Below are 17,205 nucleotides of genomic sequence, written 5' to 3' on the forward strand. Positions count from 1 at the left end.
CCGAAATTCGGACAAAGAGGTCGTGAGCTAGCTCACCGCTCCCAACTTTTTCGGAGCGCGCCTCTTGACTTTGCCGGAGTTCGTGAAAGCATTCACAAGCGAAAAGAGTTACGCGGATGTTGCCGGTAGGCGCACGCAGTGCGACCACTCCGCCACACCCAAGTGCTCCCCAAACGCCTGCTCACGCACTGTTGACCGATGGCTGCACACCGTCGCGATCAACGCCGCGCGCGCATAAGTAATAGGTAATACGCATTCACCGAAGCCGATCCGAAGAACAAGGAGTGTTGCCGCCATGGACTGGCGCCACGATTCTGTCTGCCGCGACGAGGACCCTGAGCTGTTCTTCCCGATCGGGACGTCCGGCCCGGCGCTCCTGCAGGTCGAGCAGGCCAAGTCGGTCTGCCGGCGCTGCCCCGTGACCGAGGAGTGCCTTGCCTGGGCGCTCGAGTCGGGTCAGGACGCGGGCGTCTGGGGCGGAATGAGTGAAGAGGAGCGGCGCACCGTCAAGCGCCGCGGCGGCCTGCGGGTCCGCGCTCACTCCGCCTGAACCACACACACAAGCCGCACGCCCCGGGAGCACCCCTCCCGGGGCGTTCTGCTGTGCGGGCTCACCGATCGCACGATTCATCGCGGCCCCAATTCCCGGCCTGAGCGGCGACCAAACCCAAAAACCCCGAAATTCACCATATGGTACGGATGCCCGTACTCGGCCCGGCAGAGGCGACACTCCCCGGCCACCGCGCCACGCACGGCGACCGCGTTCCTGCCGCTTCACGCACCGTGAGCACATCCGTCACGCCGCCACCGGGCACACGTGATGACCGCATCCGTCACCCGGCCGTCGCGCACGATGGCCCACCGCGCTGTCGCCGGGCCGGCCACCGGCCCGTCACGCCGCCAGCGCGGCGCTCCGCACGGTGGCCTCGTCCGCGCGGGACAGCACCAGCCGCGCGATGTCCCGCGCGTCCGTCAGCGGCGCCGCGATCGCCACCACTCCCCCGGCCGACCGCGCCGACTCCACCACAGTGTCGAAGAGCAGACCCGGGGCCAGGAAGTATCCGGCGATCGCGATCCGGTGCGCACCCGCGGCCCGTAGCGCGGTCACCGCCTCCGCACCGGTCGGCGCGGAGGCGGAGGCGTAGGCGACCGCGCACGGCACACCCAGCACGTCACCCAGCGCCACCGCGGCCTGCTCCACGGTCCCGCGGGCGGCGACGTCGTTCGTGCCCGCGGCGGCCAGCACGACCGCGTCGAACCCCGGGTCCGGCACCCCGATCCCGGCGACCACCTGCTCCCGGCTCCGCACGACCCCGCCCGCCGGCTCCCGGTTCGGCACGACCCCGTCCGCCGGGTCCCGGCTCCGCACGACCCCGCCCACCCGCTCCCGGTTCCGTGCGACTCCGCCCGCCGGCTCCCGGCTCCGCACGACCCCGCCCGCCCGCTCCCGGTTCCGTGCGACCCCGTCCGCCGGCTCCGGGCTCTTCGCCGCCTCGGTGGCCGGCTCCCGGCCGTACCCGCGCGGGGGTTGAAGGTTCGTGACCTCGCCGAGGCGGCGCAGCAGGCCGGACAGGAGCAGGTCCGGCACCACGCCGTCGAACGGGCCGATCACCTCGCTGATCGCGACCGGCATGCGCAGCCCTTCGGCACGCGCCGTGCGCACCACGTCCGGCACGTCGACCCGCCCGTGATAGGCCGCGGTGAGCAGCAGCGGCACCAGGATCGCCCGTGCGCACCCGGCGGACTCCAGCACGGACAGCACCTCGCCCGGCCGCGGGCCCGCATGGTCCAGATAGGACGCGCGCACGTCGAGCCCGGGTCGCAGCGCCGCCACCGCCCGGACCAGCGCCCGCGTGGCATTGGCCGCGCGCGGATCCCGGCTGCCGTGCGCGACCAGGACCAGCGCCGCGCCGTCACCCGGCGGCACCGCCGCATCGTCACCCGGCGGCACCGCCGCATCGTCACCCGGCGGCGGCACCGTCTTCCGGCTCAGAGGTGGAGTCCGCATTCGGTCTTCTCGAACATCGCCCAGCGGCCGGCCCGCGGGTCCTCGCCCGCCTTGGTGCGCCGGGTGCACGGCCAGCAGCCGATCGACGTGTAACCCTTCCGGAACAGCTCGTTGACCGGCACGTTCCATCGTGCGATGTACCGGTCGACGTCGGCCTGGGACCAGGTGGCGATCGGGTTGACCTTCACCTTGCCCTTCTTCGGGTCGAAGCCCACGATCGGCGTGTTCGCCCGGGTCGGCGACTCGTCGCGGCGCAGGCCGGCCGCCCACGCGTCGTAGCCGGCGAGCGCGCGGTTGAGCGGCTCGACCTTGCGCAGCGCGCAGCACTCGTCCGGCGCGCGGTTGAACAGGCGCGGGCCGAACTCGCCGTCCTGCTGGCCGACCGTGAGCCGGGGGCGGATCGAGCGCACGTTCACCGGCAACGTCGCGGCCACGATGTCGCGGACCTTGAGCGTCTCGGGGAAGTGCAGGCCGGTGTCGAGGAAGACGACGTCGACCCCGGGTTTCACGCGGGACACGATGTGCGCGAGGACCGCATCCGCCATCGAGCTGGTCACGCAGAACCGGTCGCCGAACGTCTCGGCGGCCCAGCGCGCGATCTCCTCGGCGGGGGCGCCCTCCAGCAGCCGGTTGCCCTCGGCCGCGATGGCCTTGAGTTCCTCCGGCGAGCGGCGCGGCTCCTCCTCGACCGGCGCTTCGGACACGGGCTGCACCAGCGCGGACATGGTGGCGGACAGGGCCGGTGCCGCATCGAGCTTGATCAGGCCGAGACCGGCCGCGGATATCGGGCTCATCGGGTCTCCACCGCCTCTCGGAGTATTCCGATGAACTTGATCGAAAATACCCGCACGCAGGAACGGCACTCCCAGGCGCCGTGCGACTCCTCGTGCGGGCGAAGGTCCTCGTCCCCGCAGTACGGGCAGTACAAGGGGGCAGCACGCTCGCTCATGCCGGACTTCCTTCCATGCCGCGGTCGCGTGGTGGTCGGCGCTCGCTCATCGCAGTTCGTCCTCGGGGACCCGGACAACCCAGTCGGCGAACCGTTCGCCGTCCGTGCGGCCGGCCAGGTAGCGCCGGGTCAGCCGCTCCACGTACTCGGGGAGTTCGTCCGCGGTGGTCTTCAGACCCCGCAGCTTGCGGCCGAAGCCGGCCTTCTGCCCCTCGGCCATGCCCAGCCCACCGCCGAGGTGGACCTGGAAGCCCTCCACCTGCTTGCCCTCCGGGCCCATCACCAGCTGGCCCTTGAGCCCGATGTCCGCGATCTGGGTACGGGCGCACGCGTTCGGGCAGCCGTTGATGTGGATGGAGATGTCCTGGCCCGCGAGGTCGCCGATCCGCTCCTCCAGCCGCTCGACCAGCTGCTGGCCGCGCGCCTTGGTCTCGACGATCGCGAGCTTGCAGTACTCGATGCCGGTGCAGGCCATGGTCGAGCGGCGCCAGACCGACGGGAACGACTCCAGCCCGATCTCGCGCAGCCCGCCGACCAGCGAGTCGACCTTCTCCGGCGCGATGTCCAGGACCAGCAGCTTCTGGTACGCGGTGAGCCGCACCCGGTCGCTGCCGTGCGCCTCGACCACGTCGGCCAGCTTGCGCAGCTGCTCGCCCGAGGTCCGGCCGACGACCGGCGCGGCGCCGACGTAGCGACGGCCGTCCGCCTGCTCGTGCACGCCGATGTGGTCGATCGGCTTCTCCGGCAGCTCCGGCGCCGGGCCGTCGATCAGCGCGCGACCCAGGTATTCCTTCTCCAGCACCTCGCGGAACTTCTCCACGCCCCAGTCGTTGACCAGGAACTTCAGCCGGGCGCGGTGCCGCAGCCGGCGGTAGCCGTAGTCGCGGAAGATGCCGACCACGCCCTCCCAGACGTCGGCCAGCTCACCCAGCGGCACCCAGACGCCGAGGCGCTGCGCCAGCATCGGGTTGGTGGAGAGGCCGCCGCCGACCCAGAGATCGAAGCCGGGGCCGTGCTCCGGGTGGACCACGCCGAGGAACGAGATGTCCTGCACCTCGTACGGCATGTCGGCCAGCCAGGAGATCGACGACTTGAACTTGCGCGGCAGGTTGGAGTAGGCCGGGTCGCCGATGAAGCGCTCCACGATCTCGTCGATCGCCGGCGTCGGGTCGATCAGCTCGCCCGCGGCGACACCCGCGACCGGGCTGCCCAGCACCACGCGCGGGCAGTCGCCGCACGCCTCGGTGGTGTAGAGGCCGACCTCCTCCAGCGCCTTCCAGATCGCGGGCATGTCCTCGACCCGGATCCAGTGCAGCTGGATGTTCTGCCGGTCGGTGATGTCCGCGCTACCCCGCGCGTACTTCTCCGAGATCTCCGCGATCACGCGCAGCTGAGCCAGGCTGAGCTGGCCGCCGTCCACCCGGACGCGAAGCATGAAGTACTTGTCCTCGAGCTCCTCCGGCTCCAGCACGGCGGTGCGCCCGCCGTCGATGCCGGCCTTGCGCTGCGTGTAGAGCCCCCACCAGCGGAACCGGCCACGCAGGTCGGCCGGGTCGATCGAGTCGAAGCCGCGGTGGGCGTAGACGTTCTCGATGCGGGCGCGGACGTTGAGCGGGTTGTCGTCCTTCTTCGTGCGCTCGTTGGGGTTCAGCGGCTCACGGTGGCCCAGCGCCCATTGGCCCTCACCGCGCGGGCGGCGGGCGGGGCGGGCGTTGCCGCCGGTCGTGGGTGTGGTGCTAACCGCCATCGCGGCGTCCTCCGGTATGACTCGTGTGGAAGGACGCGCAGGCACGGCGGCCACCCCGGATCAACCAGGGCCAGCGACGTCATCGTCAGGGGCCGGCGTATGCACGCCCAGGCAGAAAGATGCGGGGCGAGGTCAGCAGGCCGGACAGATGGCGCTGCGCACGCGGCCGTAGTCGACGTGGCGGCGGGTCGTCAGACCCAGCGTCACGGCGCCTAGGCTCTCAGAGCGGTGCGCGGCGGTAGTCACGCTCCACATGCTGCCACATCGACCGTCCCCGGACCAGGGCCCGAGCGTCCCGTCCCAGATGCCGGTTACGCTGTGGTTACCGTCACGCCGTAACACCGTGTTCATCACCGGGTCCATCCATGCCCGTGCCCGCTGGCAGCCAGCCGATAGTCTCGGGCCGTGAGTCTCACGTTCTCCCGTCGCCTCGCGCACCTCACGCTGGCCGCGCTGCTCGTCGCGCCGGTGCCGCTCGCGCTGCCCGGCACCGCCCACGCCGCCGTCCCCTGCGGCGGCATCGAGGGCACGGACCCGCCCGCGCAGCGCAGCTGGGCGCTGAACCGGCTCGCGCCGGAGGCCGCCTGGCCGCTCAGCCGTGGCGCCGGCGTCACGGTCGCGGTGATCGACTCCGGCGTCAACGGCGACCATCCGGTGCTGGCCGGCAAGGTGGCGGGCGGGCGCGACTTCGGTTTCCAGGACTTCGGCGGCCAGTGCGACCTGGTCGGGCACGGCACGGTCGTGGCCGGGATCATCGCGGGCCGGGACGGCGTCGACGCGTCGTTCTCCGGCATCGCGCCGGACGCGAGGATCCTGCCGTTGCGGGTGCTCGACGAGGACGATTTCGAGGTGGACGCCTCCGCGCCCGGCCGCATCGCGCAGGCCATCGAGTTCGCGGTGGACCAGGGCGTGACCGTGATCAACCTGTCGCTGGAGACCGCGGACAGCGAGGGGATGCGGGCCGCGATCGCCTACGCGGAGCAGAAGGACGTGGTGGTGATCGCGGCGGCCGGAAACCTGCGCGAGGAGCAGAGCGAGAGCGGCACGATCTTCCCGGCGGCGTACGAGACGGTGGTGGCCGTGGCCGGCATCGACGAGGCGGGCAAGCACGTGGGTTCGTCCGTGCGGGGCGCGTTCGTCGACGTCGCCGCGCCGGGTTTCAACATCTTCGGCCCGGCGCCGACCGGCGACAAGTACGTGGGCGAGGCCGAGGGCGGCACCAGCTTCGCCGCCGCGTACGTGTCCGGCACGGTCGCGCTGCTCCGGTCGTACTACCCGGAGATGCCGGCGAAGGAGGTCCGCGAGCGGCTGATGGCCACCACGGACGCGCCCCCGCTCGGCCGGGACGAGGAGGTCGGCACCGGCGTGATCAACCCGTACCTGGCGATCACCGCGGTGTTCAGCGAGAAGTCGCCGGGCCCGGCGGCGGGCATCACGCTGGCCGGCGAGCCCGAGGACCCGGCGGCCACGGCGCGGGTGGTGGCACTGTGGACGATCGCGGTCGTGCTGGTGCTGGCGGTCGCGATGCTGGCCGGCGCGCCCCTGGTCCGGCGCGGACGCCGCAACGGCTGGCGCCCGGACCACAACAACGCCTGAGGGGGTACGGGTGAGCCGTACCCCCTCGATCCTCTAACGGTAGCCAGGCGGCGGTGGCGGTGGCGGCTGCTGCGGATAGCCCGGCGGCTGGTAGACAGGCGGCTGGTGACCGGGCGGCTGGTGACCGGGCGGCGGATAGCCGGTGACCGGCGCGGCCGGGCGCTTGCGGCGGCTCGTCACCACCGCGATCACCACGATCAGCAGCACGACCGCGACCGCGGCCGCGATCAGCACCCACAGGTAGCGGGCGAGCGGCGACTCCTCCTCCGCCTCCGCGGCCGTGTCGCCGGCCACGCCGTCCATCGGGTCGCCGGCCGGGTTCTCCGTCACGGCCGGCACGTCCGCGTTCACCGCGGCCAGCGCGTCGATGGCACCGAACCCGAACTGGTCGTCGCGGCCCGGCGCGCCCTCGTCCCGCGCGGTCGCGGTCAGCCGGTTGATCAGGTTCGCCGCGTCCAGGTCCGGGTGCTTCGCCTTGATCAGCGCGGCGACGCCGGAGACGATCGCGGTGGCCGCGCTGGTGCCGGTGCCGGTCCCGTACCCGCTGGGGTCGTAGCCCTCCGGCTGGACCGAGAAGATGTCGACCGCGGGCGCGGCGATGCCGGCCTCCGGTCCCCTGGCGCCGCCGGACCAGAACCCGCCGTCCTTGTCCAGGCCGGACACCGCGAGCACGCCGGGGATGTTGGCCGGCGGGCCGATCACCGGCCCGGTCGTCTCCGCGTTCCCCGCACCGGCCACGATGATCACGCCCTTGCTCAGCGCGTACTCCGCGGCCTCACGGTCGAGCGGGTTGATGAACGTCAGGTCGCCGGTGACGTTGACCCGGGTGATCGACATGTTGATGATGTCGGCGCCCTGGTCCACCGCGGCCCGGATCGCCTCCGAGTGCGTGGTCTTGCCCTGGCTCTCCAGGCCGACCGAGATGGACAGCAGCGTGGCCTCGGGCGCGATCCCCTTGACGTGGCTGTCGTCCGTGCCCTGGCCGACGAGGATGCCGGCCATCACGGTGCCGTGGTAACCGGCGTCCTCCAGGCCGCTCTTGCCCGCGCCCGAGTTGCCGTAGCCGCCACCGTCCCTGAGGTCGGCGCCGCGCAGGTCGGGCCGGCTGGTGTCCACGCCACTGTCGATCAGCGCGATCGTGACGCCCGCACCCTTGCTGCCGGCGGCCTTCTGCACCTCCGGGATCTTCAGATAGTCGTCGTAGTACCACTTCTGGTACTCGCCGATGGTCTGCGGTGCCGCGGCCTGCGCCGAACCCGGCGCCAGCAGGACGGTACTTCCCAGGACCACCACGGTGGCCAGTGCCGACGCGAACCTCATCGAGCCCTTTCCCGCGCCTTCTGCGAAAAGGCGCGTCATTCGTACAAACAGAAAGGCCCGGCTCGATCAACACCGAACCGGGCCCTCTCACACGGAGGTCACTGCCACAGACGGGAGTTCGACATCTCGGTGGAGACGTAGTTCTCCTTGGCGATGCCGACGGCGCCGCCGATGTCGTTCAGGATCTGGTTGATGTCGCGGACGGCCGCGTCCCAGGTGGCCTGGTGCTGCTCGTAGGCGACCCGGTCCTCACCGTCCCACTGGAGCTTCGACAGCATCTGCCGCAGCGTGTCCAGCTTCTCGTCGATGGTCTTCGAGATCGAGTTGATCTGCTGCGTCGAGCTCTCGAGAACCGCGTAGTCAACTTTCACAACGCTCATGACGTCACTCCTACCTTCGCGCTGAATCAGCCGTTGAGAGCCGAGTGGAACTTGTTCAGCATCTGCTGCTGCTCCTCGTCGTTCACCTGGTGCGTGGTGCCCGACTTGTCCAGCAACTCGGCGATGTTGTTCAGCGCCTCCTGGAGCTTGTTGGTGTCCTCCGTCCAGCGGTTCATCAACTGCTGGAAGCCGGTGGACGCCGAACCCTGCCACGCGATGGCAAGGTCGTCGACCACGTTCCAGAGCTTCTTCAGCTCGCCGTCGACCTCACTCCGCGTGGACCGCACGTCATTGGCGGCGGTATGCAGTGTCGCGTGATCGACCTCGAACGGGCCCGTCATGGTCACTCACCCCTTCGTCATCGTTAGTGCAGCCAAACGCTGCGCCTCCCCCGCGGCGGCGTCTGAAAGCCCACCGACGGACACTTGGCCTTGACCGTAACGCACCAGGTCCAGTGCTTACAGCCTCGGCCAGGGCCCCGACGACGATATGTCCAATTCAGACGTTTTTATCGGACTTCGCCGTCGGGGCAAAATGTCTTCCTAAGGCTCTGTCCAGGCAGTTTGGATCAAGTTCTGCCCGTCGCGGCGGCGGACCAGCGTGCCACGGCCCGGGGGCTGTGGGCTTGGTCGCAGATTGCCGACGATCTGGCCCTCCTCCTTGTTGCCGGACATCAGCAACGTCGGGGTGTCCAGCTCGCGGAGACGCTGCAACACCTGCTCGTACCCGGCCCGGGCCGCACCGCCCACGCGGCGCGCCAGGATCAGGTGCAGACCGATGTCGCGCGCCTGCGGCAACAGGTCGGTGATCGCGCTCAGCGGGTTGCTGCCCGACGTGGCCACCAGGTCGTAGTCGTCGACCAGCACGTACAGGTCCGGTCCGCGCCACCAGGACCGGTCCCGCAGCTGCTGCGGCGTCACGTCCGGGCCGGGGATCCGGGCCTGGAGCGCGCCCCTGATCTGCTTCATGTTCGTGGCGAACACCTCGCCGGACGGCGAGTAGTCGAGCAGGTGGTCGCCCTCGATCGCGCCGAGCAGGCCGCGCCGGTAGTCACCGATCACGATCCGCGCCTCGGCCGGCGTGAACCGCTCGCTGATCTGCCGCCCGATCAGGCGCAGCAGGTTGGTCTTGCCGCACTCCGCGTCGCCGTAGATCACCAGGTGCGGCTCGCCGGACGTGTCCAGCAGCACCGGGGCCAGGCTGGCCTCGTTGACGCCGAGCGGCAGGCCGGGCAGCGACGGATCGACCATCCGGTTGAGCTCGGCGACCGGCAGCAGGCGCGGCAGCAGGCGCACCTTCGGCGCCGGCGCGTGCGGCCAGGCCGCCCGGATCTGCTCCACCGCTGACGCGGTCGCCTCGGCCAGGTCGTCCAGCTGCGACTTGCCGTCCAGCCGGGAGATCGCGGCCAGGAAGTGCAGCTTGTCGCGGGTCAGACCGCGGCCGGCCGTGCGCTCCGGCACGTTCGCCGCGGCCCTGCGGTCGATCTCCGACTCGTTCGGGTCGCCGAGGCGCAGCTCCAGCCGCGTCCCCAGCAGGTCCCGCATCTTGATCCGGACCTCGGACCAGCGGGCCGCGGTGAGCACCACGTGCACGCCGTAGCCGAGACCGCGCTGGGCCAGCATCATGATGGTCTGTTCCAGCTCCTCGAAGTCCTCGCGGAGCGTGCCCCAGCCGTCCACCACCAGGAACAGGTCGCCGAACAGGTCGTCCGGCACCTCGCCGTTCGCCTGCCGCCGCCGGTACGTGTTGATCGAGTCGATGCCCATCGTGGTGAAGCGGGCCTCGCGCTCGTCGATCAGCGACACCACCTCGGCCACGGTCCGGCGCACCGCCTCGCCGTCGCGGCGGCCCGCCACGCCGGAGAGGTGCGGCAGCCCGTCCAGCGCGCGCAGCGCACCGCCGCCGAAGTCCAGGCACATGAACTGCACCTCGCGCGGCGAGTGGGTGACCGCCAGCGACATCAGCAGCGACCGCAGGATCGTGCTCTTGCCGGACCGCGGGCCGCCCACGATGACCACGTTGCCGCCCGCGCCGGACAGGTCCGCCACCAGCGGGTCGCGGCGCTGCTCGTACGGCCGGTCCACGATGCCGACCGGGACCATCAGCTTCGCCGCGTTCCGCCAGGCGGCCGGCGACAGGCCGAAGACCGGGTCCGGCGTGAGCGGCGGCAGCATCGCGTCGACGGTCGGCGGCACGCCGAGCGGCTCCAGCCACACCCGGTGCGCCTCCGGGCCGCGGCCCTGCAACTGCTCGATCAGCACGTCCAGCATGCTCTGCTGCCGGCCGATGCCCTCGTCCTCCTCCTCGACCATGATCATCTGCTCGGAGATCTCCGGCACCGGGACGAACTCGGTGCCGTACTCGAGGATCTGGCGCTGCACCACGGCCTGCGACCGCACCGCGCGGCCCGGCGGCTTGTACGGGCCGGACACGTACGCGGCCCGGAACCGCAGCATCGTCGACGTGTCCGACTTCAGGTAGCCGTGACCGGGCGCGTTGGGCAGCTCGTACGCGTCCGGCACACCCAGCACGATCCGGGACTCGACCGCGGAGAACGTGCGCAGACCGATCCGGTACGACAGGTGCGTGTCCAGACCGCGCAGCTTGCCCTCCTCCAGCCGCTGCGACGCGAGCAGCAGATGCACGCCGAGCGACCGGCCGAGCCGGCCGATCATCACGAACAGGTCGATGAAGTCCGGCTTCTGCTGCAGCAGCTCGCTGAACTCGTCACAGATGATCAGGAGGCTGGGCATCGGGTCCAGCTCCTCGCCGGCCGCCCGCGCCTTCTCGTAGTCAAACCGGGACACGTAGTTGCCGGCCGCGCGCAGCACCTCCTGGCGCCGCGTCATCTCACCGGCAAGCGCGTCCTTCATGCGGTCGACGAGCGGAAGCTCGTCCTCCAGGTTGGTGATCACCGCGGAGGTGTGCGGCAGCGCGTCCAGCGACGCGAACGTCGCACCACCCTTGAAGTCGACCAGCACGAAGTTCAGCTCCGCCGACGAGTGGGTGACCGCGAGCGCGCCCACGATCGTGCGCAGCAGCTCCGACTTGCCGGAACCGGTCGCGCCGATGATCAGGCCGTGCGGGCCCATGCCCTCGTGCGCGGACTCCTTGAAGTCCAGCTCCACCACGTTGCCGTCCGGGCCGAGACCCACCGGGATCCGCAGCCGGTCCCGGTGCGGCCGCTCGCGCCACGTCTGGTTGACGTCCACGCTCGCGGCGTCGCCGATGCCGAGCAGGTCCGGCAGCTCCATGCTGCGGGCCAGCGGCTCCTCCGACGAGGCCGCGCTCTGCGCCGACAACCGGTACGGCGACAGCTGCCGCGCCAGGCCCTCCGCCTGCACCGGGCTCAGCTGGTCCGGCCGGCCCAGGTGCGTGCTCGACTTGCCGCGGAACACCTCGACCGACTCGGCGGACACGTCCAGGCAGAGCAGCCAGCGGCCGGCGTCCCGAGGTACCGCGCCGGACAGGTCGACCACGGTCGTGCCGAGCAGGCCCTGGCCGTACAGCTGGCAGTTCGCCGACACCTCGCCGCCGTCCAGCACGACCAGCACGTGCGGCAGCGAGGTCAGCGGCTTCGCGTCCGGGCTGAACCGGGGCCGGCTGCCCAGCTCCTCGGCCAGCATCTGCTCGGCCGCGAGCAGCGTGCTGAACACCATCCGCCGGGAGCCGGCGGCGTCGTTGCGGCGCGGGTGCTGCGCGTGCGGCAGCCACTTCGTCCAGTCCCAGCTCGCGGCCCGGTCCGGCGCGGCCACCACGGCGATCATCAGGTCGTCCGGCGCCTGGAACGTGGCCAGCTGCCCGATCAGCGCGCGGGTCAGGCCGAGCGTCGGCTCCCGGTCGCCGCGCAGCACGATGCGGCTGAACGCGCGGATGGACAGCGCGATCGGCAGGTCCGGCACCACCGAGTGGGACCGGACGAACCGGCGCAGCGCGATCGCGGACATCGGCTCCAGGTCCTCGACCGGCTTCGTCTCCGGCGTGACGATCTGCACCGCGAGCTGCTGCGGGCCGAGCGCGACCCGGACCTCGCCGAAGTCGTCCTCGGTGACCCGCCGCTCCCACATCCGCCGGGACGCCGCGAACGAGAAGAGCGCGTCCGACTCCGGGTGCTTCCACGTGGTCGCGGCGCGCTGCTGGTCGGCCGCGCGCCGGGTCCGCTTGCGCACCTGGGCCAGGTATCGCATGTAGTCGCGGCGGTCCGCGTTCAGCTCGGCCTTGTCGTTGCCGCCGCCGAGCTGGCCGACCGCCATGCCGAGCATCGAGACGCCGAACAGGCCGCCCGCCACCCACATCATGGTCCCGCCGCTGCGCCCGGCGTAGAGGAACGCCATCGCGCCCACGCCGCAGAGCATCGGCAGGATCATCATCAGCTGGCCGAGGCCCTTGGGCAGCTCCTCCGGCAGCTCGGGCGGTGACTCCAGGAGCACCTCGCCCCGGGGCAGCTGTGGCCCCTGCCGCCGCGGTGGCCGCCGGAACAGCACCGTACTCATCCGCGTCTCGCCTCCCGAAATTCCCCCGTCGGACGCCGCCCTCAGCGAGGCTGGCGTCGGGTGGGCATCCTAGCGTTCGTCATCGTAGGTACTCTCCTCACGAAACGTGAGTGCCTTGGATCCACGGGGAGGCAACCTTGGCAGCCACAGCGAGCGGCAGCAGCCGGGTGACGATCGTCGCACCCAGAACGCGCCTCGATCTCGCCCTGCCGTCGGACGTGCCGTTGGCCGACCTGCTGCCGACCGTGCTCCGGCACGCCGGCGAGGACGTCGCCGACCAGGGCGCGGCGCAGGGCGGCTGGGCGCTGGCCCGGCTCGGCGGCAAGCCGCTGGACAGCTCCCGCACCGCGGTCGAGCTGGAGATCCGCGACGGCGAGATGCTCTACTTCACGCCGCGCGCCGCCGCGCGTCCCGAGGTCGTCTTCGACGACATCGTGGACGCGGTAGCCACCGCCACGCAGAACCGCGAAGGCCGCTGGGACACGGCCATGACCAGGCGGTTCTCGGTCGGCTTCGCGGCCGTCGCGCTGCTCGCCGGCGCGGTCGGCGTGCTCTTCAGCGGCCCGCCGCACCTCCCCGGCGGCGCTGCCGCGCTCGCCGTCGCCGCGCTGCTGATGCTCACCGCCACGATGCTGTCCCGCGCCGCCGGAGACGGCCGCAGCGGCGCCATGGTGGCCGGCGTCAGCCTGGTCTTCGGCATCGTCGGCGGCACCCTGCTGCTCGCCGGCGACACGCCGCTCACCGCCCTCGGCGCCCCGCACGCGCTGCTCGGTGCGGCCGTGCTGCTCATCCTCGGCGTGGTCGCCACGCTCGCGGTCGGCTATGCGACACCGCTGTTCCTCGGCTCCGCCGCCGCCGGCGTCGCCCTCGCGCTCGGCGCCGGGATCTGCGTCCTCTTCGGCCTCTCCGCAGCCCCGGCCGCCGCGATCGTGGCCGCCGCGGTCTTCGCGTTCCACCCGGCGCTGCCGATGATGTCCTACCGCCTGGCCCGCGTCCCGGTCCCGTCCATCCCGACCGGCCCGGACGACCTCAAGGCCGACGAGGAGTCCGTCGACGGCCGCCGGGTGCTCCAGCTCAGCGAGCGCGCGGACGAATACCTGACCGCTCTGATCTGGACCGTCTCCGCCATCGTCTTCGGCGCCGAGATCACCCTGGCCTTCGACGGCCGCCTCGGCGCGGTCCTGCTCTGCCTGGTCCTGGCCCTGCTCCTGCTGCTGCGCGCCCGCCCGTACCCGAGCCGCCGCGAGCGCCTCCCCTCGCTGCTCGCCGGCGGCGCCGGCCTGATCCTCACCGCCTTCGCCATCTTCGGCTGGGGCGGCTGGGCGGCCCGCCTCGGCCTGGTCCTCGGCGGCCTCATCCTGGTCGCCGCCATCTCCCTGATCTACGGCCTCTCCGTCGCCGGCAAGCGCATCGCCCCCATCTGGGGCCGCCTCCTCGACATCGCCGAGATCCTCCTCATCCTCGCCGTCGTCCCCCTGGCCGCCTGGGTCTGCGGCCTCTACAGCTGGATCACCACGATCACTGCCTGAAACCCGTTTTCCCGCTTCCGGCGTGGTTCCTTCGGGCTCGCTCCCGCGGGCACCGGTCGTCGCTGGCGCTCCTCCCTGCCGGTCCCGGCGTGCCCACTGAAACCCGGGCGGATCACCCTTCCGGCGATCCAGGCGTCATTCACGTCGTTCTCGCGACGTGAATGACGCCTGGACCACGGATCGTCGGCGCGTTCGCCCCGGCCCCACCCGCCGGCAGACCCCACCCGCCGGCAGGCCGCCCACGACGCCTCGGCCTACCAGCCCGCCGGACCGACCCCGACACACCAGACCACCGGACCGACCCCAACGCCCGGCAGACCACCGGACCAACCCCGACGCACCAGACCACCGGACCGACTCCGGCTCGGCAAATCGCCGGTCCGCCACCGACCGGCCCGGTTCGGGGCCTAGGGAGTGTCTGGTTCCCGACGGCCTGCGACGCGGAGGCTTATGACGCGGAGGCTTATTCAGCGCCGCCCTCGTCAGGCCGCCCGGACTGCGGCGACGCTGGGCCGGCTCGCCGCGCTGAATAGCCGGGTGGTCAGGCGCTTGGATCATCCCGATCGGCAGGTCGCCCGGCCGCGCGATAGCGTCCTGTTTCCGCACATGTCAGGCTGCCGTCCGCCCGCTACTCCCGCAGATCCCGCAGATCCCGCAAAAGATCATTGAGTGATACCTGAGGTAGGTCAACGAGCGAAGTCGATCGCCCTCAGGTATCACTCAATGATCCTCTCGGTCGATCTCCCGCCGGACCTCCATGCGCTCAGGCGACATAGAGGCTTATTCAGCGTCGCCCTCGTCAGGCGGCCCGGCCTGCGGCAACGCGGCGTTGGCTCGCCGCGCTGAATAAGCCTCATAGCACGAAATGTCGGGCAAGGAGGGGCGACCGGAGCGGAGCGCCAGCGGAGTCGCAGGGCTCCGCGCGGTTTGCCCGAGGGAGCGACTCCGTTGCCCATTCGGCGGCGGCTCGCCGCAAAGGATCATTGACCGACACGAAAGAGAGGTCGAATATCGAAGTCGACCTCTCTTTCGTGTCGGTCAATGATCCTTCGGGCATGAGTGGTCGCGACAGCGCGACCACTCATGCCGGCTTCCGCTCGACGCTGTCCGAGCTGTGGCGGAAATAATCCGAAATTTCGGGCTGATACTTCCGGTCTCCGGGCAGGGCTCGCGGCTTCCGATGCCGAATGGGCAACGGAGTCGGGAGCACGCCGGAAGTGGCCACGCCGGAAGTGGGAAAAGCGGGGTCAGGATCGTCGAGGCGCGTTTCCCAGGGCCTGTTGTTCGATGCTGGTGGGGGTGAACCACAGGTATTGCGCTTCCGGGCCGTTGCCGAGCAGGACCGCCATGTCGACGTTGAGGCGTTGGAAGAGCTTGACGTCTCGCCCGGAGAGGCGCAGTGGGGCCGCGCCGACGGTTGCCTCGGTGGCGTTGAGGCGCTGGACGACGGCGAACGTGGCGGCGCGGAGGATGGTGCCGGCGGCCGGGATGAGCTGCTGGACCACGGTCAGGCGGGCCTGCCAGGGCTGAAGCGGCTGGGTGAGCGCGGCCTCGGCGGCTTCGGGATGGACGTCGACCACGTGCAGCACCGGCTGGATGGCCGTGCCGGACGGGATCGACCCGGGGTTCGCCAGCCCGTGGACCAGCATCAGGCGGTCGGGACGCCCGGTGGCCCACTGGCCCAGGTTCTGCCACTGGTCGGGGGCGTGCGAGCTGACGACGACGCGGGCGCCGAGCGCGAGGGCCCGGAAGACGATCAGCCGCGCCGCCCACCAGTTGCCGATCAGCGCGATGTCCGCGCCGGACGGGCCGAAGACCTCCAGCGGTACGGGTTTGCCGTTGCGGTCCCGGCCGAGCAGCAGGCCGCCGCGGGGCACCGGGGTGGTGAGCGCGGCGAGACCGTCCGGCTCCGTGGTGAACCGTCCGGAGACGGCGTGCAGCTGGGTCATCCGATCGCTCCCCCGGTCGGCGCGGTCGCGTAGATCGCGGCGGCGTGCTGTCCGTCGAGCCGGCGGAGCGCGATGCCGCACTGGTTGAAGATGCCGACGACCGCGGACAGCGTCTCGGCGGCGGTGGTGGCACGCGCCGCGACGTCGACTATGGCCTGCATGCGCAAGTCGCCGTCCGGCTGCCGGTTGAGGACGACCGCGACGGTGGCGGCGAGCGCGCCGACCTCGGTGAGGCGGCGGGCCGCGACGGACAGGCCGGACGGGGAGAGCCGGGTGGCGAGGAAGCCGACGTGCACGGCCTCGGTGCCCTGCCAGCCCGCCCAGTTCTCCCGCCGGACCGCCTCGGCGGGGGCGTCGCCGGTCACGGCGGCGCCGGTGAGGCCGGCCACGGTGGCGACGGCCGCGGTCAGCTCGGTCGCGGTGAGCGGTGTGGAGACGAGGCCGGCGCTGTCCAGCGTCTTGCCGATCCGGCCGAGCAGTGCGGCGAGCGCGCGGTGCACGCCCTCGGGGCCGCCGCCGCGGCTGGCGCTGGCCGCGAGCGCGTCGGCGGGGCGCAGCCGGGCCGCGACCCAGACGCGGGAGTCGGCCGGGATGGGGAGCCCGCCGAGCAGTTCCCGGTAGGACTGGACGGCCGGCGCCGCGTGGTCGAGGAACGAGGTCGGCGCCGGCACCAGGTGCGTGACCACCTGCAGCGAGGAGACCGGCAGCGCGGACTCGGCGAGGATCCGGCCGACCCGGTCGACGCCGAGGGCGGCGTCCGCGGTGGTGGCGTCGTCGCCGGCGTTGACGGCCAGCGCCACGAACCAGCCCATGTCGTCGCGCCCGACGCCGATCGGCGTGCCGCGCTCGCGGATCTCGGTGACGGCCAGGCCGGGTGCGAGCGCGGCCAGCTCCCGGCCGGGGGTCTCGGCGGCGGCACGGGCGCGCTCCCGGAACCGGCGGCTGATCACGCGGTGCTCGAACCACCAGCGGTTCTTCCGGCGGGCGAACGCACCGGCCAGGAGCACGACCGCGAGCACGCCGGCCGCCGGCAGCGCCCAGACCGGGCCGCCGGGCGACGCGAGCACGGCCACGACGGCCACTTCGACGCAGACGAGCTGGGCCACGGACAGGCCGCCCAGGTGTCCACGCCGCCGTTCGGCCCGCAGCGGTGGCGCGCCTCGTCGCCTCGTGTCGGTAACTGTCATCCCCGTGTGCCCTTCTCGCCTCGCGGTCCTGCGGCGTACCGCAGGTC

Annotated in this window: 12 protein-coding genes; 3 read left to right on the forward strand and 9 right to left on the reverse strand. The window is 71.8% G+C overall.

Annotated features, from left to right (window positions below; genetic code table 11):
- The first annotated feature begins 295 nt into the window (after positions 1–295).
- Positions 296–550: a WhiB family transcriptional regulator gene (locus J2S43_RS30245; RefSeq protein ID WP_306834971.1), complete on the forward strand. Its 255-nt coding sequence runs from the start codon at positions 296–298 to the stop codon at positions 548–550.
- 342 nt (positions 551–892) lie between these two features.
- Here the strand turns inward: J2S43_RS30245 and J2S43_RS30250 are convergent, their stop codons facing one another.
- The 3 genes from J2S43_RS30250 to J2S43_RS30260 all read right to left on the reverse strand — a co-directional run bounded on the left by J2S43_RS30250 (position 893) and on the right by J2S43_RS30260 (position 4,704).
- Positions 893–2,008 carry a sirohydrochlorin chelatase gene (locus tag J2S43_RS30250; RefSeq protein ID WP_370881671.1) on the reverse strand — a complete coding sequence of 372 codons (1,116 nt, stop codon included), beginning with the start codon at positions 2,006–2,008 and terminating at the stop codon, positions 893–895.
- Entirely contained in the window at positions 1,990–2,733 is a 744-nt protein-coding gene (locus J2S43_RS30255; protein ID WP_370881792.1) for a phosphoadenylyl-sulfate reductase, read from the reverse strand. Before J2S43_RS30255 ends, J2S43_RS30250 begins: the two co-directional genes overlap by 19 nt.
- Before the next feature lie 270 nt (positions 2,734–3,003).
- Entirely contained in the window at positions 3,004–4,704 is a 1,701-nt protein-coding gene (locus J2S43_RS30260; protein ID WP_306834973.1) for a nitrite/sulfite reductase, read from the reverse strand.
- A 405-nt stretch (positions 4,705–5,109) separates the two neighbouring features.
- On the opposite strand from J2S43_RS30260, the gene mycP reads away from it, so the two are divergent.
- A complete protein-coding gene (gene mycP / locus J2S43_RS30265; RefSeq protein WP_306834974.1) occupies positions 5,110–6,300 on the forward strand; it encodes a type VII secretion-associated serine protease mycosin in 1,191 nt (396 codons plus the stop codon).
- Between the two features lie 33 nt (positions 6,301–6,333).
- Here mycP and J2S43_RS30270 read toward each other — a convergent pair whose 3' ends face one another.
- The 4 genes from J2S43_RS30270 to eccCa all read right to left on the reverse strand — a co-directional run bounded on the left by J2S43_RS30270 (position 6,334) and on the right by eccCa (position 12,493).
- Entirely contained in the window at positions 6,334–7,620 is a 1,287-nt protein-coding gene (locus J2S43_RS30270) for a S8 family serine peptidase (protein WP_306834975.1), read from the reverse strand.
- Positions 7,621–7,718: 98 nt separating this feature from the next.
- Positions 7,719–8,000, reverse strand: a complete 282-nt coding sequence (locus J2S43_RS30275) for a WXG100 family type VII secretion target (protein ID WP_306834976.1) — start codon at positions 7,998–8,000, stop codon at positions 7,719–7,721.
- A 26-nt stretch (positions 8,001–8,026) separates the two neighbouring features.
- Positions 8,027–8,341: a WXG100 family type VII secretion target gene (locus tag J2S43_RS30280; protein WP_306834977.1), complete on the reverse strand. Its 315-nt coding sequence runs from the start codon at positions 8,339–8,341 to the stop codon at positions 8,027–8,029.
- A gap of 201 nt (positions 8,342–8,542) precedes the next feature.
- Complete coding sequence (eccCa, locus tag J2S43_RS30285) at positions 8,543–12,493, reverse strand: type VII secretion protein EccCa (protein ID WP_306834978.1); 3,951 nt, start codon at positions 12,491–12,493, stop codon at positions 8,543–8,545.
- Positions 12,494–12,630: 137 nt separating this feature from the next.
- Here eccCa and eccD point away from each other — a divergent pair, with 137 nt between their 5' ends.
- A complete protein-coding gene (gene eccD / locus J2S43_RS30290) occupies positions 12,631–14,022 on the forward strand; it encodes a type VII secretion integral membrane protein EccD (RefSeq protein WP_306834979.1) in 1,392 nt (463 codons plus the stop codon).
- A gap of 1,247 nt (positions 14,023–15,269) precedes the next feature.
- On the opposite strand, the gene J2S43_RS30295 is transcribed toward eccD, so the two are convergent.
- Together J2S43_RS30295 and J2S43_RS30300 are read right to left on the reverse strand one after the other, a co-directional pair.
- Complete coding sequence (locus J2S43_RS30295; protein ID WP_306834980.1) at positions 15,270–15,971, reverse strand: hypothetical protein; 702 nt, start codon at positions 15,969–15,971, stop codon at positions 15,270–15,272.
- Positions 15,968–17,158, reverse strand: coding sequence for a type VII secretion protein EccE (locus J2S43_RS30300; protein ID WP_306834981.1), 1,191 nt, complete (start codon positions 17,156–17,158; stop codon positions 15,968–15,970). Before J2S43_RS30300 ends, J2S43_RS30295 begins: the two co-directional genes overlap by 4 nt.
- Positions 17,159–17,205: the final 47 nt, after the last annotated feature.

The organism is Catenuloplanes nepalensis (assembly GCF_030811575.1).
Classification (GTDB): Bacteria; Actinomycetota; Actinomycetes; order Mycobacteriales; family Micromonosporaceae; genus Catenuloplanes; species Catenuloplanes nepalensis.